Here is a 25,821-nt window from a genome sequence, read left to right as displayed (position 1 = left end):
GGCGTGCCGGTCCTTTGCACCGGACCGGCACGCCGGGAGTTGACAGGCTTCGGCGTGACCTTCGCCGTGACCTTCGCCGTGATCAGCCGGGCTAGCGCAGGTTGAAGGCTCGGGCGGTGGTCTGCTTGAGAGTGTTGCCCGCCTTGTCCCAGGCTTCGACCTTGAGGGTCACGGCGCCCCTGGTGACGTCGAGGGCGGGGTAGCGGGTCTTGGCGGTGTAGGTGCCGTCCTTGTCGCGCTTGACGGAGACGGGCGTGTAGGTGGCGCCGTCGTCGGTACTGGCCCACAACTTCAGACCGGCGATGTCAGGCATCTTCGACAGGGACGGCGAGTGGTAGGGGGAGACGGTGAAGGTGTGCGTACGACCGGCGCGCACGCTGTTCGCGGCGTCCAGCGTGTCGCCCAGGTCGTAGCTGACGAACACGACCGGGGCCGGCTTGCAGGGCTCCGCCATGCCGTACAGCATCTCGAGTGAGCAGAAGGAGCCGGGCAGGCGCTCGGCCTTGACCGGGGTGGCGAAAGTCCACTCGGCGTCGTGGTGGTCGTCCCTGGCGGTCAGCCGGTACGTGCCGGGCCCTTCGGGCAGCGTGAACAGCGGCAGGATGGTGGTGCCGCCGACCTCGGCGCGCGGGATCTCCTGGCCGTCCCGGTAGAGGCGGACGTCGAATCCCGGCTTGGACAGGTCGGTCGTCGGCCAGTAGCCGCCGCTGTACTTCCTGGCGCCCGGGGAGCCGTAGCTGGGCTCGAACTCCGCCCACAGGCTGCCGTTCTGGACGCAGATCATGCACCGGAAGAACGGGCCGAGGTTCGCGCCCGGCTTGGCGAGCTTGTAGACCTTGTCCGACCCGGTCGCGGCGCCGGGTGTGAACGGTGTGGTCATCCAGGACTGCCGGGTGCGGACCGGCTTGTCGAACACCTCCAGGGCCCACTGCGGAACCCGGGCGTCCATCGGCGCGCCGCGCATCTCCTCCATGCCGTGCGACCAGAGGATCCCGGCGTCGAGCGGCCCGACCCAGTCGCGGCGTTCCGGCAGGGCGAGCCGGGGGCCGCCCCACCCGACGAGCCCCGCCGACAGCGGCATGACGTCGTCGGCTTTCTGCGCGTACCGCCAGTCGTTGTAGCGGCCGGGGGCGACGACATGGGTGTCCAGATCGATCCGGGCCAGGTCACGCGCCTTGAAGGTGTAGTGCAGCGAGCGGGACACCCGGCCCTCTTCGTAGGGGGCGAAGGTGTAGCTGTAGGGCGTCTCCTCGGTGCCGGTCACCCGGACGGTGACCCGCTTGCCGCCCGCGAGCCGGTCGCGCAGGCCGAGCGCCTCGCGGGAGGGCAGGGACACCGTCGGGACGCCGATGGGCTTGGCCTCTCCGGTGAACGGGGTCTGCGTGAAGCCCAGCGGGATCGCGCAGCCGGTCCCGGGCTTCGGGAAATGCGCGACAGCGGCCGCGCCGGCGTCGCGGATGGGGCCGATCCGCTCGATCTGGACCCCGCACGCGTCGCCGAACAGGTCCTGTGACATCGCAGCCTCCAGCAGGACGAGCTTGCCGCGCAGGTCGCGGCCCGCGATGTCCTCGGGCCGGCCCTCGCCGACGTCGACGACCTCCAGGTCGCGGGTCCCGGTGAACGGCCGGAAGTCGGGGAAGCCGTCGCTCTGCTCGTGCACCCCGTAGGTGTTGACGCCGTGCAGCGCGGAGGCCGGCCGCAGGGTGAGCCCGTCCCGCCCGCGCACGCTCATGGCGACCTCGGCCTGGCCGAGAGTGAAGCGGGTATGGAAGCGGAAGGCGCCCTTGGTGACCTTCTCGGTGGGCAGCGCCCACAGCCGGGCCCATGCGTTCTTGGGCCAGGTGAACCCCATGTAGGGAGTGCCGTCGGCCACGGTCCGCTGATACGCCAGGTAGGGGACGTTGCTCAACGGCTCGGCCGGTTGCGGGGTGCTGAAACGGACCTCGGCCAGCTTCCGGGCGTCGAGCGTGACCTCGGTGTCCCCGGTGACGGTGAGCTCCGGCACGGACAGCATCGCCAGGTTGAGCCGGTCGTCGTCGCCGACCCACTCCACGAGTTGCGTCACGCTGATGACACCCTGCGGGACGCGGACGACCGTGGTGCCCTCGGCGATCACGGAGACACCGCCGATGAGGCCCTTGCCGCCGGCGACGTCGATGGTGTCCTGGGCCCAGGGGCTGCGCGGCTTGCCGTCCTGGCCCAGGGTGCGGACGGTCAGGGTGGCCTTGGGCACCTCACGGACGACGCCCACGGGGGTGCGCAGCCGGACGCCGTCGGCGGTCGCGGTGACGACGCCGGTGTAGTTGTCCAGGCCGGGCAGGGCTTGGGGGTCGACGGTGGCGGTGGTGGTGGCGGCGCCTCCGGCGGGCACGGTGAGCGTCGTCCCGGCGAGGCTCAGCCCGCTCTCGACCGCGCCGCCGTCCGACCCGCGCAGGTCGGGGGTGAGCGTCAGGGTGACCGGCTCGCTGCCCCGGTTGGTGTAGGTCAGCTCCCGGGTGGCGGGCTCGGCGCCGCTCTCGACCGCGCCGAAGTCCATCCCCGCCGTGGTGGCGAAGACCTGCTGGGTGTACGCCCTGGCCACGTCGACCCGGCCGGCGCCCTGCTTGTACACGCTGAGGGCGTCGTCCTTGGCGGTCGACATGAGCGCGGCCTTGATCTGCGGACCTGTCCAGTCCGGGTGCCGCTGCGCCATGATCGCGGCGGCCCCGGCGATGTGCGGGGTGGCCATCGAGGTGCCGTTCGCGGCCGTGTAGTACGCGTCGAGCGGGGTGCCCATGGTCGTGCCGGCGGCGCGCGCCGCGGCGATGGCCACGCCCGGGGCGGCGATGTCCGGCTTGAGGCCGCCGCCGACGCGCGGTCCCTGACTGGAGAAGGCCGCCCACGCGTCGTGCTTGTCCACGGCGGCCACGGTCAGCGCGGCGTCGGCCGTGCCGGGGGTGGCGACGGTCTCGGCGCCCGCCTCGCCGGCGTTGCCCGCGGCGATCACGAACAGCGCGCCGGAGGACGCGCTCAGCGCGTTGACCGCCTGGCTCATCGGGTCGGTCCCGTCGGTGGCGTCGCCGCCGAGGCTCATGCTGATCACCTTGGCGCCGGAGGCCGTGGCCCACTCCATGCCCTCGATGATCTGCGAGTCGCTGCCGGAGCCCTCGTCGGACAGCACCTTGCCGATGATCAGCCGGGCGCCTGGCGCGACGCCCTTGTGCTTGCCCCCGGCCGCCGCGCCGGAGCCGGCGATGGTGGAGGCGACATGGGTGCCGTGGCCGTGGCCGTCCGGCACCTCTTGACCGGGTATGAAGGACTTGCTGTCGTCGATCCGGTCGGCCAGGTCGGGGTGCTCGGCGTCCACGCCGGTGTCCAGGACGGCGACCTTCACGCCGGCGCCGTCGTGGCCGCCGGCCCATGCCTGCGGCGCGCCGATCATCGGCACGCTCTCGGCGAGGTCGGCCTTGACCTTGCCGTCCAGCCACACCTTGGCGATGTCGCCGCGCAGCGTGTCCGGCACGTTCGCCGGCCCGGCGATCCCGATCGCGCCCTTGCCGTCCGGTACGGCCCGCACCGCGCTCCAGAACGCGCCCGCCTCGGCCTTGGTGACCTGGAGCGCCGAGGCGTTGACGCTCTCCAGGGTGAGCACCGGCTCGCTGGCGGGGATGGCCTCGGCCGCCGAGGCGACGGCCTTGTCGGTGTGCTCCCTCGGGTACTGCACGATGACGGGCAGCTGCTTGGTCCTGTCGTCGGTGTAACCGTTCTCCGCCAAGTAGGTGACGTTGAACAGTTCCCGGTCCAGGCGGCCGGCGTTGAGGGCGGGCACGGCGTCGCTGGGGGTGACGTAGACGCCCTTCGGGGTGGCGAGCGCGGACAGCCGGGCGGTGCTGCCGTCGGGGCGGACGTGCGCTTCGGGGCGCACGGCGTACTTGCCGCCGCCCGCGTCGTTGAGCCGTACCCGGTCGCCGGTGATCAGAGTGACCGTGTGGTCGCCCGGGCCCAGTCCGGTCAGCGCCACCGGCCCGGTGACCTGGCCGGGCGCTGCGGCGGGCGTCGGGGCGGGCTCCTGGGCCAGGGCGGGGGCGCCGGGTACCGCGAGGGCGCCGAGCACCAGGGCCGAGGCCGCGAGCAGCGCGCTTCTGCCACGGGGCCTGAAGGAGGGGGGATCATGCGGTGATCTGCGTGGGGACATGCGGAAACTGCCCTTTCGGGTGCTGAGGGGGGAAGGTCAGACGGGTTCGAACCCTTCGGGGGCGTCTTCGAGGGGTTCGATGACCGGCTTCTGCGGCGAGGCCTCCGGTCCTTTCTGCGCTGGGTCGGCGTCGCCCGGTTCGCCATCGGTGGAGTCGGTTGCGGACATGCCACCAGCGTCGCCCGCACCGCCGATGGCGGACTATGGGTAGGGCACCCCATTCGCGGCCCCCGTACCGGGTGGGTCACTACGGGGGCGCTCGCCCCCGAGGTGCGCGCCGAGGGCCGCGCGGGAGCGGAGTCCGAGCTTGCGCAGCGCGGCGCCGAGGTGTTTCTCCACCGTTCTGGGCGAGACGAACAGCTGCTGGCCGATCTTCCGATTGGTCAGCCCGGCGGCGGCCATCTCGGCTATCTCCCGTTCCCGGGGTGACAGGTCCGCGCCGTAGCCCTGCGGGCCACCGGGATAGCGGCCCTTGACCGTCACTCCGTGCCTGCGGGCGAGCTGCGCGGCACGGTCGAGGTCCCAGCGGGCGGCCAGCTCCCGGAACGTCGTCATCGCCTCGAGCAGCGGCTCCTCCGCTCCGGAAGCCCCGGCGGCGAACAGGTGTCCGGCCGCCAGTTCGCGCGCCTGGGCCGCCTCGTACGGTGCGCCCAGCAGGTCGTAACCGGCCGCCGCCGTGCGGAACTCCGCAGCGGCGGCCGTGTCCCCGGCGGTGAGGTGCCCGCGTGCGTGCGCCAGTGCCGCCGCGGCCATGGGCGCGTCGAGACCGCCGAGTCGCGCCGACAGCTGTTCCACCAGGGCGACCGCCTCGTCCTGCCTGCCCGCCGCCGCCATCGTCTCGGCCAGCGCGGGCAGCGCGCGCACCGCCAGCGGCCAGAGCCCTTTGATCTCCCACACGGCGACGGCCGCCCCGGTCGCCGCGAGCGCGGCCCCGGGCTCGCCGCCGGCCGTGGACAGCCGCAGGAGTCCGGTCACCGACAGCGGAAGCAGCTCGTAGGCGCCCATGACCAGGGCGTTCTCGGCGATGTCGGGCAGCTCGCGCCGGGCGGTGTCGAGCTCGCCGCGCGCCAGCGCCAGGCAGGCCGCGACGGTCTCGGCGCCGATACGGTCGAACGGGCGGCCGCCGTACTCGTCGAGCAGCAGCGCGGTCTCCTCCTCCAGGCCGTCCCACCGGCCCCGGCAGAAGGCCAGCAGGAGCGCGACCAGCCGGCAGCGCGACAGCGGCTCGCGGGACGACTCCTCGCCGGCCGCACCTCGCATCGCCGCGCTCAGCAGTTCGGCGGCGACCTCGTAGTTCCCCGCGAGGCAGGCGTTCTCCGCGATGGACCGGTAGGCGCCCACCTCCTGCCGGTGCCGCGGCCGGTCGTCGGTCCTGCGGCGCACCTCCTCGGTCAGCCCCAGCCAGCGCGGGTCGCCGTATCCGCCCAGGGAGGTCGCGACCTTGCCGAGGACGAAGACCTCCTCGACCGGGTCGCCGATCGCGGGCACCGCCTCCAGGGCCCGCTCCAGCCACACGACGTGCTCGGCCAGGGGCACCCGCGCATCCACCGGCCTGCCGAGCCCTGCCATCACCCACGCCGCGAGCTCGGGCTGGTCGGCGAGGTCGCCGACGGCGGCGGCGTAGGCGCGGCGCTGCGCGCCGGGGTCCTTGCCGAGCCTCTCCTGGAGCAGCCCGATGAAGAAGTGCAGCCGGCCCCGCAGGGGGCCCGGCTGCTCCGACTCCAGCGCCTGCGACAGCAGGTCGATGACCTCCGGCGGACGCAGCACCTGGGGGGCGGCCCAGCCGAGCCGCACCGCCAGGCGGGTCCGGCGGCCCGGGTCGAGCGGCGCGTGGCGCAGCACGTCCTCCAGGATCCGCACCGCCTCGGCATCGTCGCCGAGCTTCGAGGCCTGTTCGGCCGCCTGCTCGGCGGCCTCCACCCAGTCGGCCAGCCGCCCGGCCTGGCGCAGGTGGTGAGCCTCCTGGCCGAGCGGTACCGGCTCCAGCGCCCGTACGGCCTCGGCCGCCCGCGCGTGCAGCTCCTGCCGCCGCCCGAGCGGGATCGCGCCGTACACCGCCTGCGCCGTCAGCACATGCCGGAACGCCACCGCGCCCGCCTGCTCGACCAGCAGGCCGGAGACCAGCAGCTCGTCCACCCCGGCCACGGTGCCGGCCCTCGGCAGCCCGCCCACCCGGGCCAGGTCGTCCAGCTGCACCGGCACCTGGAGGACCGCGGCCGCCTCCGCCACGACCCGCGCCGCCTCGGGCAGCCGCGCCACCCGCTCGCGCACCGAGTCGCGCACGCCAGGCGGCACGTCGAGCTCCGCCACCGCCTTACGCGCCCACCGCCCGCTGCGCAGCCTGATCAGCGCGCCCCGCGCGCGTAGCAGCGCCATCAGCTCCTGCACGGCCAGCGGCAGCCCCGACGACAGCTCGTGCAGATGCGTGCCGAAGTCGGCGGTGACGCCGGCCTCGCCGAGGATCGCCGCCGCCAGGTCGCCGGTCTGCGCGGCGTCCAGCGCCCTCAACAGGATGTGATCGTGGAAGACCGCGTCCGCGGGGCGCGCGGTCACCTCCCTGACCACGGCGTCGGCCTCCTCCCCCCGATAGGTGAGCACGACCGACATCCGGGGCGGCGGCACCGCCAGCGCGTAGGCGAGGAACTCGACGGTCTGCTCATCGGCCCAGTGCAGGTCCTCCACCATCAGCACCACAGGGCCGAGCGCGCGCAGCACCTCGGCGAGTCCCCGAAACAGCCGGTGACGTTCGGCGGCCCGGTCGTCCAGCGGCTCCAGTGGAGGAGGCAGCACGGACGCCAGTTCGGGCAGCAGGCCGCGCAGCGCGCCCGCGACCGGTGACAGCTCGGCCCGCGCCAGCGCGCCACCGGTGCCGCGCAGCGCCTCCACCAGGGGGCCCAGCGGGAACGGTTCCCTGATGCGCCGGGCGCCGCCGCGCAGCAGCAGCCGGTCGGCCGGCTCGGCCCGCGCCGCCAGCTCGGCCAGCAGCCTGCTCTTGCCGATCCCGGCCTCGCCTTCGAGCACCACCACGGCGGGCGGCCGGCTCACCGCCGCGACCAGGCGCGCGAGCTCCTCCTCGCGCCCGATCAGAACCGGGGAGATCACCCGTCCCGCGACCTTGTCGCCGTCCGCCATCGGGACTGCCTCCGCTCACCTGGCCCATGCTGCGATCATTCATACCGCAAACGCCCCAAAAGGGCTGGCGGGTCCTGTTCCTGTGAAGTGCAGTCATGCGTCCGATACCCCGGGTGGGTGGCGCGTCCGCATGATGGCCTGGGAACCGGGCTATCACGAGGAAACCGATGCGTACTCAACTCCGGCGGGCGGCACGCGCGTGGGATCGTCTCGCCGCGGGCGATCCAGGGCTCGTCCGTACGACCACCGCGCTCAGAGCCGTCGCGGGCATCGCGCTCACCCTGGCCGTGTCGTCCTTCATGGACCTGCCGGCCGCGTTCCTCGTCGCGGGGTGCTTCGCCCCCTTCACCGTCGCGCTGGCCGTCGGTGACAGTCCCGCGCGCGATCAGGTGTTCGTGGTCGGCGCGGCCGTTCCGCTGGTGTCCGCCGTCCTGCTCGCGGGTGGCGCGCTCGCGCCCTTCCGGGTGGCGGCCGAGGCCGCCTTCGTCCTGTTGATCTTCTGGGCGGTGTACGTCCGCCGGTACGGGCCACGAGGGCAGGCATTGGGGATCTTCGCCTTCATGGCGTACTTCCTGACCCAGTTCCTCGACGTCCGGCTGAGCCAGTTGCCCGACTTGTACGCCGCCGTGGGCGTCGGCTTCGCCGCCGAAGCGCTGGTGGGGTTCGGCCTGCTGCGGGTGACCCCCGCCAGGACGCTGCGGCGGCTGTGGTCCGCCTTCGACGTTCATCTGGAGCACGTCGTGCTCGGGGCGACCGCGGTGGTACGGGCGGGACGGGGCGGCACCCGCCGGACGCGGTCACTGGAACGCCGGATCGCCAGGCTGCACCGGAGCGCGCTGATGATCACCGATCTCCTCGGCCGGGGCTGCGCCGCCGACTCGGTGCGGCAGGGGATCGTACGGGCCGACGTGGCCGCGCAGCGGCTGGCGGTGCTGGCCGTCCGCTCCGCTCCGGCTCTCACGGGGACGGCGCGCGACCGAGCCTCCGCGGCGCTTTTGGACGTCCACCACGCGATCGGCGAGCTGACGCGTGCCGCGGACGAGCTCCGATCGGCCGCCGCCGCCCCTTCGTACCGCCGCCGCGCCGGGGATCAGTGGTTCGGCGCCGACGCCCCTTCGTACCGCGGCCCGCGTACGACCGGCGCGGCTCACCGGCTGAGGCGTGTCGCGACGCGGCAGGCCGTCCAGGCCGCCGCGGCGGCGGCCATCGCCGTCGTGATCGGCGAGTTGTCGTCCTCCGCGCACTGGTACTGGGCCGTGCTCACCGCATGGGTGGTCTTCGTCAACACCGAGAGCTCGGGGGAGGTGCTGGTCCAGGGCTTCCAGCGACTGCTGGGCACCGTGCTGGGCGTGGCGTGCGGGCTGTCGATCGCCGTCGTGGCCGGTGGCGACCTGCCGCTGGCGCTCAGCGTGTCGCTGGTCTGTGTCTTCGGAATCTTCCGCACCCCGCCGAACGCGTACTGGGCCGTGACGTTCTTCATCACCTGCATGATCGCCATGGCGTTCGTCCTGCTCGGCACGTTCTCGGCCGAACTGCTCGCGCTGCGCGTGCGGGAGACCGCGCTCGGCGTGCTGTGCGGGGTGCTGGCGGGGGCGCTCGTGCTGCCCACGACCGTGCGCCGGGCCGGTGGCGAGCGGCTGATCGAGGTGCTGCGTGCCCTTCGGCGTACCCGCACCCTGGGCGGGGACGCGCCGCTCGACGCCCATGAGCTGGATCGGGCTCTGGAGGACCTGCGCGGCGCCCTTCGCCCGCTGACCCACCCGCTGAACCCGCGCCGCGCCCGCGCCCGCCACTTGCTCGCCCTGCTGGAATCGTGCGCGTACCACGCCCGCAGCCTCGCCGCCGTGAGCGCCGTGGCTCAGCCGGGCGAGGCAGGGTGCGAGGTCCGCGCCGTCGAGCGCATCCGGGCCAACCTGGACCAAGCGATCCGCCTCCTGGAGGCCGGCGAGTGGCCCGCGATCTCCGGCCACGACGACCGCCGCACGCTGGCGCGGCTGGCCGCGGACCGCCGGTGGCGCGGCGATCGTACGTCGCGCGAGCTCTTTCATGTGGACCGCCTGGACCAGGCGACGGCCGAGCTGGCACGGACCCTCGCCGGCGGCCTCTGCGTGATGACCTAGCCGGGCATGCCGCCGTCCACGGCCGCCGCCTCCACCACGTCGCGAAGCTGGGAACGGGCGGTGACGCCCAGCTTGGGGAAGGTGCGGTAGAGGTGGGAGCCGACGGTACGCGGCGACAGGAAGAGCCGTTCGCCGATCTCGCGGTTGGTCAGCCCGCGGGCGGCGAGCCGGACGATCTGCTGCTGTTGCGGAGAAAGGCCGGCGATGGCTCCGTGGTCGGCCGGGTGGACGTCCAGACCGGCCGCTCGCAGCTCCGCCTGCGCGCGTTCGCGCCACGGCCGCGCGCCCAGCCGGCGGAAGATGTCGTACGCCGAGGTGAGGAACGGCCGCGCCTCGGCGATCCGGCGACGGCGGCGCAGCCATTCCGCGTAGTCCAGCAGCGTCTGCGCGCGCTCGAAGGGCCAGCGTTCCAGCGCGGGATCGGCCAGGGCCGCCAGGAAGGCGGGCTCGGCGTGCTCGGGGTCGGCGAGCAACGCGCGGCTGCGGTGCACCAGGCTCCGCAGGCGGGGCGAGCCGCCGCGGGCGAGGGCGCGGGCCGAGCGCTCGACGATCACGGTCGCCTCGGCGTGATGGCCGCTGCGCGCGGCGGACTCGGCCAGCTCCGGCAGGGCCGGGTAGGAGGCGTGGTAGTGGACGGGATCGCCGTTGGTGTCGAAGACCGTCCGCGCGTGCTCGTAGGCGGCCTCGTGGTCGCCTTCGACCAGGGCGGCGGCGGTCAGGGCGCGGTGCGCGTACACGGCGACCGACCGGCTCTCCAGCGGGTCCACCAGGCGCAACGCCTCGTCGGCGAGTGCGCGGGCGCCTGCCGCGTCGCCCTGGGAGGCCACGACCATGGCCTCGATGGCGTGCGCGCACGCGACGGCGTGGCCGAGCCCGGCAGCGGCCGGCAGCGCGCCGAGGTCGGCGCAGACCGCACGGGCCTGATCCCAGCGGCCGTACTCGAAGTAGGCCAGCGCGACCACGCCGCCGAGCCCGTCGGGGAGCGGTCCCGCGGTGCGCCACGACCGGACGGCCTCGTCGAACGTCCGGACCGCCAGCGGGGTCTCGTCCAGCACCCACGCCGCGATGGCCAGCGCGGTCAACTGCCCGGCTCGGCCCCCGGCTCCGGCCTCTCCGCGATCGGCCGCTCCGGCCTCTCCGAGGCTGCCGGCCCTGGTCCCTCCGCGATCGGCCGCTCCGGAGCGGCTCGCGGCTGCGGCGATCATGTCTGGCAGCCGGGGCGCCAGGTCGCGTCCGCTGCCGAACGGGTCCGACACGATGCGCGCCCACTCCCGCAGCGCTCCGGCGGGCAGGCGCGGCAGGAGCCGGTCGATCATCCGCCGCTGGGACTCCTCGCCTGAGTAGAAGCGCAGCACCGCGGCGGCGGCGAGCGCGTCGAGCGCGATGGCGGGGTGGGTGGCCGCCAGGTCGTCGGCGATCGCGGCCATGCCGTTGAAGCCGGCGGCGTGCTGCCTGGTCAGCGCGGACAGTCGCCCGACGTGCAGTGCGGCGGCGGCGAGCAGGACGGGGTCGTCGGTACGGGCGCGGGCCCGGTCGGCCAGCGCCTCCACCCAGGACAGGTCCCCGGTGAAGACGGCCAGGCCGGCCGCGTCCGCCAGCAGCCGGGCGCTGTCGTCGCGCCCGGGACTCAACTCCGCCGCGCGGGCCAGCGCCTTGGCGGCCGTCGCGTAGCCGCCTCGCCTGCGAGCCCTGTCGGCCGTCTGCTCCAAGGCGGCCGAGACCTCCGCGTCGGGGTGGAGGGTGGCGGCGGCCAGATGCCAGGCACGGCGGTCCGGCTCGTCACGCAGGGCGCCGGCCAGCGCGCGGTGGGCCTCCATGCGGGCGTCGAACGGCGCCGCGTGGTAGATCGCGGAGCGGACCAGCGGGTGACGGAACCGTACGTGACGGCCTGCCCGGCGGATCAGCCCGGACTCTTCGACGGCGGGCCAAGCCTTGTCGTCGGCGTCGGGCAGGAGCGCCAGCACGGCATCGGGGGGATCTTCCAAATCGGCGGCGGCCAGGAGCAACAAGGCCCGCCGGCCGGCTTCCGGCAGCTCCGCCAGCCGGGCGGCGTAGATGGCCGCCAGCCGCCGGCCGACCGGCAACGGGCCGTGGTCATCCGGGGTGAGCGAGGCGTGTTCGGCCAGTTCGATCAGGGCCAGGGGGTTCCCTGCGGCCTGGTCGAGCACGCGTTCCCTGATCCTGCCCGTCAGGCCGGGCACCCGGAGGCCGAGCAGCCGCCGGGACGCCGCGCGGTCGAGCGGCGACAGCACAAGCGTCACCGCCCCCTGGCCGAGGCCCCGCCCCCGGTCGAAGTCCCGCCACTGGCCGAAGCCCGGCTCCCGGTCGAAGTACCGCCCTTGGCCAAAGCCCGGCCCCGGGTCGAAGTTCGGCCCCGGGTCGAAGTTCGGGCCGCCGTCGCGTACGCCGAGCGGCGGTGCGATGGGGTCGTCGTCGCGTACGCCGACCAGCAGGGTGATGGGGTCGTCGGCCAGGCGGCGAGCGGCGAAGGCGAGGACGTCGGCGGAGGCGGAGTCGAGCCACTGGGCGTCGTCGAGCACGATCGCGAGCGGCGCCCGTTCGGCCACCTGGGACAGCAGGGTCAGGACGGCGACCCCCGTCAGCAGGGGATCGGGGGCGTCGGGCACGAAGCCGAAGGCGCCGAGCAGCGCCCGGCGCTGCCGATCCGGCAGGTGGGCCGCCTCGTCCAGCACCGGCCGGAGAAGCTGGTGCAGGCCGGCGAAGGCCAGGTCCCTCTCCGACTCGCGGCCGCTCGCCCACAGCACCCGACGGCCTGCTACCACGGCGCGGCGGGCCGCGTACTCCAGTAGCGTGCTCTTGCCCATCCCCGCGGCTCCGGACATGAGCAGGACCCGGCCGCCACCGGACGCGTCCGCCGCCAGCGCGGCGAGCCGCTCGACCTCGGCGTCCCGCCCGACGATCGCGTCACGTCCCGCCGTGACGCGGGAACCCGGCGCCCGCTCGTGCACAGGCCCTCCCAAGATCTCATCGCGCGGGACCGCAGGGCCGTCGCAGGTCCGCTCCCGCTCTGCCACGGTAGCAAGCGCGTGGCCCCGCAGCGGATGCAGTCACCTGACGCATACCGCCGGCCCCGGGCGGCGGCGCACGATGGGCGGGCGGCGGATCTCACCGCACTCATCACCGCTCCTCTGATCAAGGAATGCTCATGTCTGCCAATCAGATCACCTTGGGTGACGTCACAATCACGCGGATCTGGGAATACTACGGGTCCGTCGAGATGACGTCCGAGACGTTCTTCCCGGAAAGCTCGCCACATACGTGGAAGAAGCACTCCTCCTGGCTGGAGCCGCACTTCGTGGCCCCCGAGACGCGGATCGTCAACTCCGCGATCCAGACCTGGCTGCTCCGCAGCGAGGGCAGGAACATCCTCATCGACACCGGGGTCGGCAACCACAAGGAGCGGCCCTACTCGCCGGTCTGGAGCCGCCTCGACACCGGTTTCCTGGACAACCTGGCCGGCGCGGGCGTACGGCCCGAGGACGTGGACGTCGTGGTGAACACCCACCTCCACGTGGACCACGTCGGCTGGAACACCTACCTGGACGGCCGTACCTGGGTGCCGACCTTCCCCAACGCCACGTACCTCATCCCCAAGGCCGACTTCGACTTCTGGAACCCGGTGAACGAGCACAAGCCGGTGCTCGGGCGGGGCAACCAGAACGTGTTCGAGGACAGCGTGGCCCCCGTTCACGAGGCGGGGCTGACCACGCTGTGGGAGGACGAGTACACCATCGACGCCAACCTGCGGCTGAACCTCGCGCCGGGGCACACGCCGGGGTCCTCGGTTGTCACCCTCGAATCGGGCACCGACCGCGCGGTGTTCGTCGGCGACATGCTGCACAACCCCGTGCAGGTCGTGGAACCGGACGTCAACAGTTGCTTCTGCGAGGACCCGGCCGCGGCGCGCGCCACCCGCCGCAAGGTCCTCGGCTGGGCCGCAGACCGGGGCGCCCTGGTCATCCCCGCGCACCTGGGCGGGCAGGGAGCCGCCGAGGTGGTTCGCGAAGGGAGCGGGTTCGCCATCAAGGGCTGGGCCCCGTTCGCTTCGTACGCCGAGACCGCGAAGGACGCCCGATGAGCCACCACACGGCGGACCGTGCGGGAGAGCACCCCGCAGACCGCGCGGGAGACATCGTCGTCACAGCGCAAGGTGCCGTGCGCGGCCTGAGGCGCGACGGGACGACCGCGTTCCTGAACGTCCCTTACGCCGCTCCGCCGACCGGCGCCGCCCGCTTCGCCGCGCCACGCCCGCACGCCCCTTGGCACGGTGTACGGGCCGCCACCGAGCCGGGGCCGACCGCGCCGCAGGCCGAACGCCGGCTCGGCAGCGTGGACATGACCCCGTACTTCGGGCCGGGCTGGATCCCCGGCGAAGACTTCCTGACCGTCAACGTGTGGACGCCGGACGCCTCCGGGGAGCGGCTGCCCGTGATGGTGTTCGTGCACGGTGGCGGGTTCGTGGCGGGCTCCACCCGGTCGGAGATCTACGACGGGTCCGCCTTCGCCCGCGACGGGGTCGTGCTCGTGACACTCAACTACCGGCTGGGCGTCTCGGGCTTCCTCGACCTGCCCGGCGCGCCCGCCAACCGCGGCCTGCTCGACGTGATCGCCGCCCTGCGGTGGGTACGGGAGAACATCGCCGCGTTCGGCGGCGACCCGGACCGCGTCACGTTGTCCGGCCAGTCCGCGGGCGCCACGATCGTGGGCGGCGTGCTGGCCGCGCCCGAGGCCGAGGGGCTGTTCCGGCGCGCGATCGTGCAGAGCGGCAGCGGCCTGGGCGCCTTCACGCCTGAGCAGGCCGCCCGCGTGACCCGCGCCACGGCCCATGCACTCGGGGTCGAGCCTCATGCCGACGCCTTCGCGGGCATTCCGGACCGGCGGCTGGTCGAGGTCATATCCGAACTGTCGGGCATCGACCTACGGACCGAGACCCATGGTGACCCGCTCATCGGGCTCAGTCCGTTCAGCGTCGTGCTCGACCGCCAGCCGGCCGAGGCCGTCGCCGCGGGCCGAGGCGCGGGGGTGGACCTGCTGGTGGGCACCAACACGGAGGAGGGCAACCTCTACCTGGCACCGTTCGGGAGCCTGTCCACCTCGACGACGGCGGACGTGGACGCCGCCGCGGCTCGCTCACACCCGCGGCCCGCCCGCCTCGTCGAGATCTACCGCAAAGCCAGGCCGCAGGCGTCCGAAGGGGAGCTGCGCTCGGCCATCATGGGTGACGCCCTGTTCGGCGTGGGCAGCCGGCGCCTGGCCGACGCGCACGCGGGAAGGGCCGCCGCCACCTACCGCTACTCGTTCGCGTGGCGCTCGACCGCGCTGGGCGGCGAGCTGGGCGCCACCCACACGGTGGAGCTGCCGTTCGTCTTCGACGTCACCGGCCTGCCCCGGCTGCGCGGTGCACAGGCCCTGCTCGGTCCGGACGAGCCGCCGTCGGACCTGACCGCCCGGATGCACGCGGCCTGGGTGTCCTTCGCCACGACCGGCGATCCCGGCTGGGATCGCTACGACACCGCGCGCCGGGCCACCATGCGCATCGACGGCGAGTGGAGGGTGGTGGACGACCCGCACGGCGAGGAACTCCAGGCGTGGCCCTGACCCTACCTCCAGCGCGACCGGCGTCTCGCCGTCAATGCCCAGCAGCATCGCAGCATCGTCTCCGCCTTCAAGGAGGCCGGCGAGCACAGCGACTTCGACGCGGAAGTGGATCCAGGCTCAGGCGTCGGGGCGGAGCTCCGCCAGTTCGGCTTCGGTGAAGCCGGCCAAAATGCGATCGTCGACGTTGAGCGGCATCGGGCTGGTGGTGGGCCAGTTCGCGGTGGCCAGGAGCCGGCGGGTCTCCGCATCGAGGGCGGCGACGGCTTCGTCGCTGCCGAGCAGTTCGCGCAGCCAGCGGTTGCCGTTGCCGACATGGGTGACCTCGTCGGCGTTGATGTAGTCGAAGAGCAGGGCGGTGCGTTCGTCGCCCATCTTCTTGAGGGCGCGGTAGATCACCATGCCGCCGTCCAGGCCGATGCCTTCGCCCATGCGCTGTTCGATGTTGATGCGTTCGGGCAGCGTACGGCCGAGGGTGAACTTATCCCACACGTCAAATTTGATGGGATAGTCGCCGATCTGACCGCCGAGCTCGGAAATGCGGTTGGCCATCAGCTCAAAATGACGTCCTTCGTCGCGAACCTGTTTGGCCAGGTCGTACCGCAGACCCCAGGGGGCCTCCGGATGATGGGCGATGAGGGCCGCGCAGATCTCGGCCGCGCAGATCTCAATACCGAAGATCATGTCGTGCAGGTGCCGGACGAGGCCGGAGGCCCGGGACGTGCCTTCGGTAAGTCCGGCCTCCCTGCCGGGCCGACGGGGGATCGACGCCAACGCGGACAGCGGCGGAGGGATCTGCTCGTCCCGGTCCAGTCCCTCGATGCCGCGCGCGAGTTCTCCTCTGCCACCGGATGCGGCGCCGCCGGTCGGCCGGGTGAGCTTGTCCAACTGCTCCGCCACGCTCTTCAGGCACGACACCGAAGCCTCGTCCGCCAATTGGTCGTGCCGGGCCTGCCAGAGGCAGACGACGTCGCGCAGCTCGGGAAACGCCTGCGACACCAGGAGGTCGTACTGCTCCGCCGGATCGCTGATCCGGATCAAGCCGTTGGTGAATGCGGCGTATCCGGCGACAGGCGTCATCGCCTCGGCGGAGGAGCGAAGGCCGGGCAGTCGCCGGCCGATGTGGTCGGCCGCCTGCGCGAGGCTCCACACATCACGGGAGAGGGCCACCTTGGTCTGAGAGTTGGCGATCCTCACCAGCACGCCGGCCGAGATCTCCAGCAGGCGGACGCAGGCGTACCGGAGAATCTGCATGGACCGGCGGCTCTCCGCCACATCGGGGGGAGTTTTCTCTGTCATTCAGAATATCCTTTTTCGGGTGGCCGTAATACGAGCCGCATCATCCGCGCCGGCCACGTTCACCGGTCGTCCCAGCCGAACCCGTCCGTAACTGTGAGGGTCTTTGTTCTCTGCGTTTCCTGGCTCATTCATCGAGTATTACCAGAGCTCGTCCCAGGATCAGCGGGCTGTGACTGGCAAGTGTTCACCTGGCAGCAATCGTCCATTCCTCGTCAGGCTGGTCAGTCAATGACAGGAGTCGCCTGTGGCAGGAAGTGACCACTGCCGAAGGCGGCGGGAAAGATGCTCTATTCGAGGTGTGACGCGGTTACCCGCCGGCTCTGAGAGCCTGACCATGTACTGCGTTCTCATCGTGGTGGACACGCCCGGCCGGCGAGTGTCCGGAGCCCGTGTGCGTGCCGCCCTCACCGACTCAGCAGCCGGTAACGACCGCACGGAGCACATCTTCATGGACGTGCGGGACGGCCTGCTCGCCCTGGTCCTGTATCTCCGCGCGGCGGACCTGGACGTGGCCCGTCTCAAGGCTGAGCAACTGTGCCGTCGTGCGATGGCCGTCGCCACGCCGCCGGACGCCCTCTGGATGATCCGGTCGACGACAGTCCTCTGACAGGTGACCTACCCCAGGTCGTCCTGGTCGATCCAGCCCAGGGCGACAGCTCGTGCGCCGACCTGGAATCTGCTCTTCGCCTCGAGTTTTTCCTGCAGCGCGGACACGGTGCGCCTGACCGTGCGGACCGACACGCCGAGCCGCCTGGAGACCATCTCGTCCGTATGGCCGAGGCCGAGCAGTCTCAGTACCTGCTTCTCCTGTGCGGTCTGCCCATCGTCGTCCCGGCGCCGCCGTGCGCCGAACGGCACCGCGCTCTTCCACGCGAAGCTGAACAGCGCGACCAGTCCCGTGAGCAAGCCGGGGCAGGTGACCTCCACCGCGGCGGCGCTGGTTTTCTCCATGTCGACGGGCACCACCGCGATCCGCCGGTCCACGATGAGCATCCGCATGGGGAGCACGGAGGTCGTGCGGACCTCGCTCCCCAGGTCGCAGAGCCACTGGGCGTAGGAGCAGGTCGCCGGGTCGTTACGGACGCTGTCCAGATAGATGGTGCGCAGCCGGACCCCACGGTCGATCGCGTCTCTGTCCAGGGGCCTGCTGGCCGCCATGCTCGCCTCCGACTGGGCGCCGCCGTACACGAAGGAAGCGGCCTCCCAGGTGCAGGTCTCGGCCAGTTCGCGGAGCCTTGCTCTGATGGTGTCGATTCCCTCGATCCAGTCGACCCCGGTCGCGGACGTGTGCACGCGGCTCCCCGCGTACACGTCCAGCAGCGCCGTGAGCGAGGCCCTGCTCTCCTCCAGCTCCTGTTGCCGCTTGGCGAGCTCAGCCTGCTGCCGGGCCAGTAAGGCCGCGAGCCCGGTCCTGGGGTTGACGGGCACGAAGACTTCGGGAGCGGACCCGGAGATGCGCAGTAAGGACATGCGTGCCAGGTCGTCCAGGGCCTGACGGATCTGGTGCTCCGCCATGCCGAGGTTCTGCATCAGGTCCTCGACCCCGGCCTGGGGATGCTCGAGCATCGCGAGGTACACCGATTCGGCCACGTCGTTGAATCCCAGCGCCTCGAACATGACCCCTCCGTGCGCGTCGGCGTGTCTGGAGCAGAGCCGTTTCGTCCTGTCTAGCGGAAGACGGTACGAGGTCAGTACAACGTCAGTACAACGTCGGTATACGTCCGGCAACAGTGCGGGTGGCCGCTTCATGCCGCAGGCAGCAACTGACCACTTACGCGGGCGAACTCGAGCGAACGACGATGGAGGCCTCCGGCAACGCCACTGATGTTTGCCACGGGAGGGTTTCCGTGCCTTCTTCTGCGCCATTCGACAACATATTTGCCGAGCCTGTGCTGCGGCCTCTGGAGCTCGGTGACCTCTTGAGAGAGCATCGGGAGCAACGTGGACTGAGCCAGCAGCATCTGGCGGATCTCTCCACAGTAAGCGTTCGCACCGTTCGCAATATCGAATCCGGGTGCATCAGAAAGCCGCGGCGGCGGACCCTCGACCTGCTCGCCGACACGCTCAAGCTGGACAGGATCTCGTGCGCCCTGCTGAACGACGCCGCCGAACGATCCGAGCCCGCCGGCGGCGGCCTCGATCTCCGCCCACCGCACCCCTTCAGTTCGTTCGTCGGCCGACTCGGTGACAGAGACGCCATCACCCGTACGCTGACCGCCGGAGACAGCCGTCTCGCGGTGATCAGCGGCCTCGGTGGCGTGGGGAAGAGCCGGCTGGCCATGGAGGTGGCGCTGCGTCTGCGTGAACAGAACGGCTGGCCCGTCCTCTGGGTCCCCCTGGGGGAGGGTAGGGACGGTGGGCTCCCCCAGGCGCCCGCCGCAGACCTCGCCGTGGACGCGATCCGCGGTGATGCCGGATCGAGCGCCAGGCTGGCTCGGCTGATCGGCGGCAACGACGCGCTGATCGTTCTGGATGGGCTGCCCGGAGGCTCCTCCGTCGATGGCTTCGCCTTCGCCCTTCTCCGTGCCTGTCCCCGGCTGCGGGTGCTGGCCACGACGGCCGCTCCGTGGCGGGCCAGGGGAGCGATGTCGCTCCGGCTGGCACCACTCGCCGTCCCATCGAGAGACCTCTGGACTGCTCCCGCACAGCTCACGGAGACGGAGTCCGTCCGGCTGTTCTTCGACCGCATGCACCAGGGGCGAGCCGGCTCGGGCCTCCCCGATGCGGCCCCGGCGGCCGTCGCCGAGTTGTGCCGGCGCCTGGACGGCATCCCGCTCGCCCTGGAACTCGCGGCCGCCCGCTGCGCGGAGCTCAGCTTGGAAGTGCTGCTCCACGACCTGATCACGGCCGCGGGTGGCACGTCGGACCAGGCGTTGCCCGGCGAGTTCGGTCCCGTCTGGGAAGTGATCGCGACCAGCTGCGATCTCCTGACGGCCCCCCAGCGCGAACACGCACGCCTGCTGGCGCGGAGCACTGAGCGGTGGTCCATCGAGAACATCGCGGTCGAGCTGGAGCTCTCCATCTCCGCGGCCATCGACCTGGTCGACGCGATGGCCGCGGTCGGCCTGGTCCGCGTGGAGAACCACGGTACGTCGCCGGAGATCGTCCTGCTGAACCTGGTGCGTCGCGTCCTGCTGGCCTCCGTACCATGATCGGAGATGGCAAGAGCCTCATGGAACCATCCCTGGCCGCCGCCGACGCCGTGGTCCTCGACGATGTCCTCGAAGCGGCTGAACGGCTGGAACCGCACCTTCCCCGTAGCCCGGTACGCCGGCTGCGGACGGCCGGGAACCGTCCGGTCTGGCTCAAGGCGGAACACGGGCAGCCGACGGGCTCCTTCAAGATCCGCGGAGCCCTCTTCGCGATGTTGAAGCTCCACGACGCGAGGGCGCTGCCGGGAGTGGTCGCGACGTCATCGGGCAATCACGGACGTGCGGTCGCCCATTCCGCCGCGATCCTGAAGGTCGCGGCGATCGTCGTGGTCCCGCACAGCGCGCCGCAGGTGAAGATCGACGCGCTCAGAGCGCTCGGCGCCGAAGTCGTCGTCACCGACCCCGGCTCCCTGGACGCCGTCGCCGTGGACATCCGTGATCGGCACGGTCTCGCACTGATCGGCTGCGACCTGCCCGATGTCATCGCGGGGCAGGGCACCGTGGGCCTGGAACTGGCGGCGCAGTGCCGGGAACTGAGCACCGTCTACCTGCCTACGGGCACGGGAAGTCTGCTGGCGGGTACGGCGGTCGCCCTCAAGGGGCTGGGGGGGACGACCAGGGTCATCGGCGTCGAACCGGAACTGGCGGCGGACGCCTGCGAGAGTTTCCGGCGGGGGGAGTTGACCGCCTGGCCTGTCGCCGACACCTACAGAACCGTCGCGGACGGGTTGCGGGTGCCGAGCCTGGGGCCCTACGCGTGGCCATTGGTGCGCAGGCTCGCCGATGCCATGGAGACCGTCTCGGAGACGGAGATCACCCGGGCGGCGCGGCTGCTCGCCGAGTCCGAGGGCATCGTCGCGGAGCCCAGCGGGGCCGTCGCCTGCGCGGCGATGCTCCGGGGGCGTGGCAGGGACCGCGGACCGGTTGCGGCCGTGATGTCAGGCGGCAACGTCAGCCCCGCCTGGCATCGGTCCCTGCTCGATTCGCGATAGCGCCGGGAACGCCGCATCTTGCCGACGTAATTGCCGGTTGTCAGCTCAAATGGATTCTATGCTCGAAACAGCAGGAAGAAACGAAGGAGGTGTCAAAATGTTGAAGTCAAAGGTCATTTCCATGACTGCCCCCGAGGGTAATCCGTGCTCCCGATCCGGGCACATTATTACATCCGACTTCGCCGATTTCGGAGATTTCGAGCAGGAGCTGATCAGCGCCATCGCTGACGGCCGGCAGGAAAACGACTAGTCGCATAGTCGTCGATGCAGCAAGGGGCGGCGCTCCCCGGCTCGACAGATCGGTGAGCGCCGCCTGACCCGCGTGTGACGATTCTCAAGGATCTGCGCCAATGGCCGACGACCCAAGCACGAGCAGGGGGTCGAGCAAGACTTCCCTGCCCTTTCCTGTCAGATTCCAGCCGAAAATGCCGAGCACTGAACAGCAGGTCGACCAGGTGCGCAAGGTTCGCCTCGGATCCGACCCGCTGGCACTTTACGTCCATGTGCCGTTCTGTGTGACGCGATGCTATTTCTGCGATTTCGTGACCGTCGTCGGGAAGAGCGTGACTCCCGAATTGATCGACCGGTACGCCAGAGCGCTGAACACGGAGCTGGATCTCTACACCGAGGACAGCGCCTTCGGCGCCGCCCCGTTCGAGACCGCCCAGCTCGGTGGCGGGACACCCACCATGTTGAGCCCGCACCAACTGGAGGATGTGCTGGCTCGGATGCGGCATTACCTCAGGGGCAACCCGGATGCGGAAATACTGGTCGAGGGATTCCCCACGTCCGTGACCCCGGACAAGCTGGCGGTCCTCAGGGCCGCCGGCAACATCAAGTTCAACATGGGCGTGCAGACCTTCAACGACGAGGTGCTGGAGGCCGTCGGACGCCGGCACGAGCGTGAAGACGCGATGCGCGCCATCACCCAGTCGAAACAGGCCGGTCTGCCTTCCGTCGGCATCGACCTGATCTACGGCCTGCCCGGCGGCGGAACCGATGTCATCACGGCGGACGTACGGACGGCCCTCGACTTCGAGGTCGACCACATCGCGTTGTACCCGCTGTGGGTCTATCCGCAGACGCGCCTCAACTCGCTCATCGAGACCGGCAGGCGGTCCAGCACGGAGTTCCTGGAGCGGCAGGAGCAACTCCTGGTCGCGGACTCGATGCTGCGCGCCGCCGGGTTCGAGAGATACACGAGCTTCCACTACAGCCGCGGTCCCGAACATCACCACCAGTACGGGCTGTGGCAGATGAGGGGACGGGACTGGCTGGGAGTGGGCCAGGCGGCCGCGAGCCAGCTGAACGACGTGGTCTACGAGAACGATCGCAACATCAACAGGTATATGGCACTGGCCGACACGGGCGCTGAGACCGCCGTGACGGCCGATCACCTGGACCATCGGGCGCGGATGGTCCGGCACTTCTCCTACGGCATTCGCGAACGGCGGTATTCACTCCACGCGTTCGAGGCCCGGTTCGGCTCATCGCCGCACGACGTCTTCGGACCCGAGATCGAGTGGATGGTCGCCGAGAAACTGGTCGACGCGACCGTAGATCATCTGGAGCTCACCTTGCAGGGAGTTCTGCGGCTGGGCGACATCGAAGAGGCTCTGGCGCCCGCCGATCACTCTGTGGCGGAAGCGGGGACGTGCTGTGGCTGACCACCCAGGGAACTGGTACGGGGACGAACTGGCCGCCCTCTACGACCACTCCCCGCTGCTGGCCGACGGGGCGGGCAATCCGGCGATCGGCCACCTTCGTTCGCTCGCGGCCAAGTACGGCGGCCCGGTGCTCCAGATCGGGGTGGCGACCGGCCAGTTCGCCCTCCCGCTCGCCAGGGACGGTCACGAAGTCGTCGGGATCGACGTCTCCGACAGCATGCTCGGTGCCGTACGCCGCCGGATGGCGGCAGAGCCCGCCGACGTGCGACAGCGGCTGTCGCTGGAAACAGGCGATATGCGCGACCTCGACCTCGGCCGGCGCTTCCCGCTCATCGCGATGCCGGGGAACGTGTTCCTCTACAACCTGACGCAGCGCGACCAACTGGCGACGCTGGCGACCATGCGCCGCCACCTCACCGATGACGGGGTCGTGGTCATCGACATCTTCACACCGGATCTTCGCCTTCTCGCCGCTGGATCGGCCGCCGTCCAGTCTCACCGATTCCAGACCCCCGACGGCGAGGAGTACCTGGCGGAGCAGACCGTGCTGGTGGAGCGGCTCTCCCAGCGGGAGAAACTCCGCATGACGCACCGGCGGATAGGACCCGACGGGGTGCTCGGCCCGGCGTTGTTCACGGAGCTGACCATGCGTTACGTGTATCCGGCGGAAATGCTGCTGCTGCTCAAGGTGGCCAAGTTGCGCCTGTGTGAACTGGTGGGCGACTACGCCACCGGACAACGGAAGTCAGCGTATGACGGCCCGCAAGTGGTCGTGGCAGAGCGAGGTGAATGACTTGACCATCTACAAGCAGTCGAAATATGGGCACGTGCTGCATCAAGAGGCGGGTGTCACGTTCTTCAACAGCCTGACGCTCGAGGTGCTCGAGGGTGATCAGGACGACGCGGAAGTGTGGCGTTCGTTCGAGCGGCCACGCCCGATCGAAGACGCGTCAGCGGCGACGGAGCAGGTGCTCGTGGGCTCTGGCCTGCTGGTTCCCGTGGACCGTGTCGAAGAGCGCCGCCTACTCGACAAACTCACCGACATTCGCCTGACGCAGCGGAAGACCCGCGACGGCAAGTTCGGCTTTCTCCGCATGTCCCTGACGGAGAAGTGCAACCTGAAATGCGACTACTGCTTCGTCGAAGAGGTCATCTACAAAGACCTGCCCAAGCAGCCGGCGCCGGCCGAGCGCTTTCTCGAGCATGTCGAATGGCTCATCCAGCAGAACCCCGACGGGTGGCCGACCGTGCAGTACTTCGGCGGGGAGCCGATGCTGAGGTGGGATCTGATCCAGGACACCACCCGAGCGCTCGAAGAGGCTGTGGCGGCCGGGCGCATCGCGGGATTCACCCACGAGATGACAACGAACGGCACGTTGATGACCAGTCAACGCGCCCAGTGGCTGGTCGAGCACGATGCCAGCCTCACCATCAGCCTGGACGGCTGGAAGGAGATCAACGACCGCCATCGCGTGTTCCACAACGGCCGCGGTAGCTACGACCTGGTGATCAAGGCGGTGAAGGAGATACGGGCCGCCGGCGGTGAGCCACGCTTTCTCATCACACTGCTGCCCGAGACCGTGGAAATCCTGCCGAAGATCGTCCGCTTCGTGGTCGACGAGCTCGGCGCGAAGAGCGTGGCGGTGAACGCTCCACAGCCGACGGCGGACGGCTGGGAGGTGGACGGCCTGTTGCTCTCCCGCTCCGTGCAGGAGTCATGGCTGTTCTGCAACAGCCGCGGGGTGGAGTTCCACTCGCTGGGCGCGTTCCTGGTTGAGCTCATCAACAAGCGCAGGCCACAGCCCGACCGCTGTTTCGACGGCAACCCGACAGGCACCGAAGCGCACTGGGGCGGATACGTCGCGGCGGACGGGTCGCTGTCGTTCTGCATCGTGTGGCACCAGGACGAGCGGGTCACCACCCCGAGCGTGCACCAGATCTCCAAGAAGCGCGTGACCGACTGGCACTACGACACCACAACCGCGGACGACTGCGACGGCTGCATCGCCGGCCTGGTGTGCGGCGGGCCCTGCACGCTGGAGCGGCTCTTCAACGGCGGCGGGCTCAACCCCGACCGCTGCAAGTTCTTCAAGACCATGGTGCCCTTCGTGCTCACCCAGCCTTCGATCGGTCCACGGCGATGACCCCCCGCACCATGGCCGCCGAGGCGGCGGCGATGCCGCCGGGCAGCGAGATCCGCGTGTGCGGCTGGGTGACCGGCCGGACCACGGACGCCGTGCGGGTGGCCGACTCGACCGGGTCCATAGCCGTCGTGCCCTGCGCCGAGCTCGACGGCGTCCGGACCGGCGACGCCGTCGAGGTGCGGGCGACCAGGTCGGCCACCGGGTTCGTCGGAGCGTCGGCATGCGTCTGGCCAGCGACGGCCGCCCTGCCGGAGGACGTGACCGGGAGCGATTCGCCGTACTCCTACCTCAGATTCAGGAGCGGCGCGGCGGTCGACCTGCTCAGAGCCGCCGATCGGGCGGTCACGGTCGCCAGGAGCCATCTGGCGGAGCACTACTTCGTCGAGGCGAACACGCCGCAGCTCTGGCGGGCGACCAGGGAGTACGGTGAGCCGGAACTGCGGGTGACCGACTCGGCCGACCCGGAATCGGGGAGTTGGCTGCAGCAGTCGCCCACCGTGCCGGCGATGTTGTGCGCGATCGGCGGCATAGACCGAGCCTTCCAGTTCAGCCGGTGCTTCCGCACGGAAGCGAGCGCGTCGCCGCTGAAGGCGTACGAATTCACCCAGCTCAACCTCGCGGTCACGTTCACCTCCGTGGAGGAGCAGTTCCGCCTCCTGGAAGGCCTGTTCGAGACGGTGAGCAGCGCCCTCGGCCGCCCTTCCTGGGGAAAGGCGCCGTTTCCGGTCATCGACCACGATGCCTGCATACGCAGGTTCGGCTCGGACACCCCCGACTACCGCTACGCCGCCTTCCCCACGCCCGTGCTGGACGGGGGTCCTCTCGGCCGCCCTGGTCAGCGCATCCGGGCGCTCGTCGTCCCCGGGTGCGATGCGGACATCGCCCATGCGCTGCGGGGCATGGCCGAACGGCACCTGGGCGCGGAAGCGGTCTTCCAGCACGACTCCGACGGGTCGGGCACGCTCGGCGCCATGATCTCCGGTCTGGTCCCGGCCGGGCCGGTGGCGCTGGTGGGTTGCGTGGACGGGGCGCGCGCCGAGGCGTTCGTCCGCATGCTCGCGCAGGCCCTCTACCCGCTGGTCACGAACGAGCGGCCACCCGCGTTCGGCCCGGTGTGGATCCGGCGCCAGCCGTTCCTGTCCGACGAGAAGAAGGAGGAGCACGCGCACCACAGCAGATGCCTCTTCGGGCGGCGACTGGGCCCCGAGGGAGAACTTTCCGATTCGTACGACTTGGTGGTCAACGGCGTCGAGTTGCTGAGCGGCAGCCAGAACGAGGTGGATCACGGGCAGGCGCTGAAGAACTTCTCCGACGCGGGAGTGACGGATCCGGAGGAGACATACGGGTACTACCTCGATGCTCTCCGGTTCGGCGCGCCGCCCCTGCACAACACCTCGATCGGGTGGGAACGGCTCATGTCCCTGCTGCTCGGCGTCCCCATGCGCGATGTGATGATCATGCCGAAGACGGGATCGGGGCAGTGCGCGGTCACTGGGCTGCCGGTCAAGGGCTGAGGGCGGTCGAG

17 protein-coding genes are annotated in these 25,821 nt (G+C 71.0%); 11 read left to right on the top strand and 6 right to left on the bottom strand.

Annotated elements, in window-relative coordinates:
* Positions 1-91: 91 nt before the first annotated feature.
* Genes OHA68_RS01375 through OHA68_RS01365 form a run of 3 tightly spaced genes read right to left on the bottom strand, consistent with a single transcriptional unit; the run spans position 92 to position 7,306 of the window.
* Entirely contained in the window at positions 92-4,174 is a 4,083-nt protein-coding gene (locus OHA68_RS01375; protein ID WP_327105972.1) for a S8 family serine peptidase, read from the bottom strand.
* 36 nt (positions 4,175-4,210) lie between these two features.
* Positions 4,211-4,342 carry a hypothetical protein gene (locus OHA68_RS01370; protein ID WP_327105971.1) on the bottom strand — a complete coding sequence of 44 codons (132 nt, stop codon included), beginning with the start codon at positions 4,340-4,342 and terminating at the stop codon, positions 4,211-4,213.
* A 33-nt stretch (positions 4,343-4,375) separates the two neighbouring features.
* Positions 4,376-7,306 carry a helix-turn-helix transcriptional regulator gene (locus OHA68_RS01365; protein WP_327105970.1) on the bottom strand — a complete coding sequence of 977 codons (2,931 nt, stop codon included), beginning with the start codon at positions 7,304-7,306 and terminating at the stop codon, positions 4,376-4,378.
* A 167-nt stretch (positions 7,307-7,473) separates the two neighbouring features.
* Between OHA68_RS01365 and OHA68_RS01360 the strand changes: the two genes are divergently transcribed.
* The gene (locus OHA68_RS01360) at positions 7,474-9,426 is read left to right on the top strand and encodes an FUSC family protein (RefSeq protein WP_327105969.1); all 1,953 of its coding nucleotides are present in this window, start codon (positions 7,474-7,476) and stop codon (positions 9,424-9,426) included.
* Here the strand turns inward: OHA68_RS01360 and OHA68_RS01355 are convergent.
* Positions 9,423-12,395: a helix-turn-helix transcriptional regulator gene (locus tag OHA68_RS01355; RefSeq protein ID WP_327105968.1), complete on the bottom strand. Its 2,973-nt coding sequence runs from the start codon at positions 12,393-12,395 to the stop codon at positions 9,423-9,425. The genes OHA68_RS01360 and OHA68_RS01355 overlap by 4 nt on opposite strands.
* A gap of 197 nt (positions 12,396-12,592) precedes the next feature.
* Here OHA68_RS01355 and OHA68_RS01350 point away from each other — a divergent pair, with 197 nt between their 5' ends.
* Positions 12,593-13,525, top strand: a complete 933-nt coding sequence (locus tag OHA68_RS01350; protein ID WP_327105967.1) for an MBL fold metallo-hydrolase — start codon at positions 12,593-12,595, stop codon at positions 13,523-13,525.
* Positions 13,522-15,045 carry a carboxylesterase/lipase family protein gene (locus tag OHA68_RS01345; RefSeq protein ID WP_327105966.1) on the top strand — a complete coding sequence of 508 codons (1,524 nt, stop codon included), beginning with the start codon at positions 13,522-13,524 and terminating at the stop codon, positions 15,043-15,045. Before OHA68_RS01350 ends, OHA68_RS01345 begins: the two co-directional genes overlap by 4 nt.
* Positions 15,046-15,162: 117 nt before the next feature.
* Here the strand turns inward: OHA68_RS01345 and OHA68_RS01340 are convergent, their stop codons facing one another.
* Positions 15,163-16,317 (bottom strand): DUF455 family protein, encoded by a 1,155-nt coding sequence (locus tag OHA68_RS01340; RefSeq protein WP_327105965.1) that lies wholly within the window; start codon positions 16,315-16,317, stop codon positions 15,163-15,165.
* A 322-nt stretch (positions 16,318-16,639) separates the two neighbouring features.
* Between OHA68_RS01340 and OHA68_RS01335 the strand changes: the two genes are divergently transcribed.
* A complete protein-coding gene (locus tag OHA68_RS01335; protein ID WP_327105964.1) occupies positions 16,640-16,948 on the top strand; it encodes a hypothetical protein in 309 nt (102 codons plus the stop codon).
* An 8-nt stretch (positions 16,949-16,956) separates the two neighbouring features.
* Here OHA68_RS01335 and OHA68_RS01330 read toward each other — a convergent pair whose 3' ends face one another.
* Positions 16,957-17,958: a helix-turn-helix transcriptional regulator gene (locus tag OHA68_RS01330; RefSeq protein WP_327105963.1), complete on the bottom strand. Its 1,002-nt coding sequence runs from the start codon at positions 17,956-17,958 to the stop codon at positions 16,957-16,959.
* Positions 17,959-18,140: 182 nt separating this feature from the next.
* Between OHA68_RS01330 and OHA68_RS01325 the strand changes: the two genes are divergently transcribed.
* From OHA68_RS01325 to OHA68_RS01295, 7 genes are all read left to right on the top strand, one after another.
* Positions 18,141-19,493: a helix-turn-helix domain-containing protein gene (locus OHA68_RS01325; protein WP_327109438.1), complete on the top strand. Its 1,353-nt coding sequence runs from the start codon at positions 18,141-18,143 to the stop codon at positions 19,491-19,493.
* On the top strand, positions 19,490-20,485 hold the full coding sequence (locus OHA68_RS01320) for a threonine ammonia-lyase (RefSeq protein WP_327105962.1): 996 nt from the start codon (positions 19,490-19,492) through the stop codon (positions 20,483-20,485). The genes OHA68_RS01325 and OHA68_RS01320 overlap by 4 nt, the downstream gene beginning before the upstream one ends.
* Before the next feature lie 58 nt (positions 20,486-20,543).
* The gene (locus OHA68_RS01315) at positions 20,544-20,735 is read left to right on the top strand and encodes a hypothetical protein (protein WP_327105961.1); all 192 of its coding nucleotides are present in this window, start codon (positions 20,544-20,546) and stop codon (positions 20,733-20,735) included.
* Between the two features lie 175 nt (positions 20,736-20,910).
* Positions 20,911-22,152 (top strand): coproporphyrinogen-III oxidase family protein, encoded by a 1,242-nt coding sequence (locus OHA68_RS01310; RefSeq protein ID WP_327105960.1) that lies wholly within the window; start codon positions 20,911-20,913, stop codon positions 22,150-22,152.
* Entirely contained in the window at positions 22,145-22,945 is an 801-nt protein-coding gene (locus OHA68_RS01305; protein ID WP_327105959.1) for a class I SAM-dependent methyltransferase, read from the top strand. Before OHA68_RS01310 ends, OHA68_RS01305 begins: the two co-directional genes overlap by 8 nt.
* Before the next feature lies 1 nt (position 22,946).
* Complete coding sequence (locus OHA68_RS01300; protein ID WP_327105958.1) at positions 22,947-24,296, top strand: radical SAM protein; 1,350 nt, start codon at positions 22,947-22,949, stop codon at positions 24,294-24,296.
* Complete coding sequence (locus OHA68_RS01295) at positions 24,293-25,810, top strand: amino acid--tRNA ligase-related protein (RefSeq protein WP_327105957.1); 1,518 nt, start codon at positions 24,293-24,295, stop codon at positions 25,808-25,810. The genes OHA68_RS01300 and OHA68_RS01295 overlap by 4 nt, the downstream gene beginning before the upstream one ends.
* The last annotated feature ends 11 nt before the right edge of the window (positions 25,811-25,821 follow it).

The sequence above is a fragment of the Nonomuraea glycinis genome (assembly GCF_035920485.1).
GTDB classification, from domain to species: domain Bacteria; phylum Actinomycetota; class Actinomycetes; order Streptosporangiales; family Streptosporangiaceae; genus Nonomuraea; species Nonomuraea glycinis.
Note: the sequence above shows the minus strand (reverse complement) of the source record. Positions and strands in the feature narration are given on the sequence as shown.

Coding starts and splice junctions, on each gene's coding strand:
- OHA68_RS01350 (WP_327105967.1), top strand. CDS start 12,593: ATGTCTGCCAATCAGATCACCTTGGGTGACGTCACAATCACGCGGATC.
- OHA68_RS01365 (WP_327105970.1), bottom strand. CDS start 7,306: ATGGCGGACGGCGACAAGGTCGCGGGACGGGTGATCTCCCCGGTTCTG.
- OHA68_RS01330 (WP_327105963.1), bottom strand. CDS start 17,958: ATGTTCGAGGCGCTGGGATTCAACGACGTGGCCGAATCGGTGTACCTC.
- OHA68_RS01295 (WP_327105957.1), top strand. CDS start 24,293: ATGACCCCCCGCACCATGGCCGCCGAGGCGGCGGCGATGCCGCCGGGC.
- OHA68_RS01370 (WP_327105971.1), bottom strand. CDS start 4,342: ATGTCCGCAACCGACTCCACCGATGGCGAACCGGGCGACGCCGACCCA.
- OHA68_RS01345 (WP_327105966.1), top strand. CDS start 13,522: ATGAGCCACCACACGGCGGACCGTGCGGGAGAGCACCCCGCAGACCGC.
- OHA68_RS01375 (WP_327105972.1), bottom strand. CDS start 4,174: ATGTCCCCACGCAGATCACCGCATGATCCCCCCTCCTTCAGGCCCCGT.
- OHA68_RS01325 (WP_327109438.1), top strand. CDS start 18,141: ATGGAGGCCTCCGGCAACGCCACTGATGTTTGCCACGGGAGGGTTTCC.
- OHA68_RS01310 (WP_327105960.1), top strand. CDS start 20,911: ATGCCGAGCACTGAACAGCAGGTCGACCAGGTGCGCAAGGTTCGCCTC.
- OHA68_RS01320 (WP_327105962.1), top strand. CDS start 19,490: ATGATCGGAGATGGCAAGAGCCTCATGGAACCATCCCTGGCCGCCGCC.
- OHA68_RS01315 (WP_327105961.1), top strand. CDS start 20,544: ATGCTCGAAACAGCAGGAAGAAACGAAGGAGGTGTCAAAATGTTGAAG.
- OHA68_RS01360 (WP_327105969.1), top strand. CDS start 7,474: ATGCGTACTCAACTCCGGCGGGCGGCACGCGCGTGGGATCGTCTCGCC.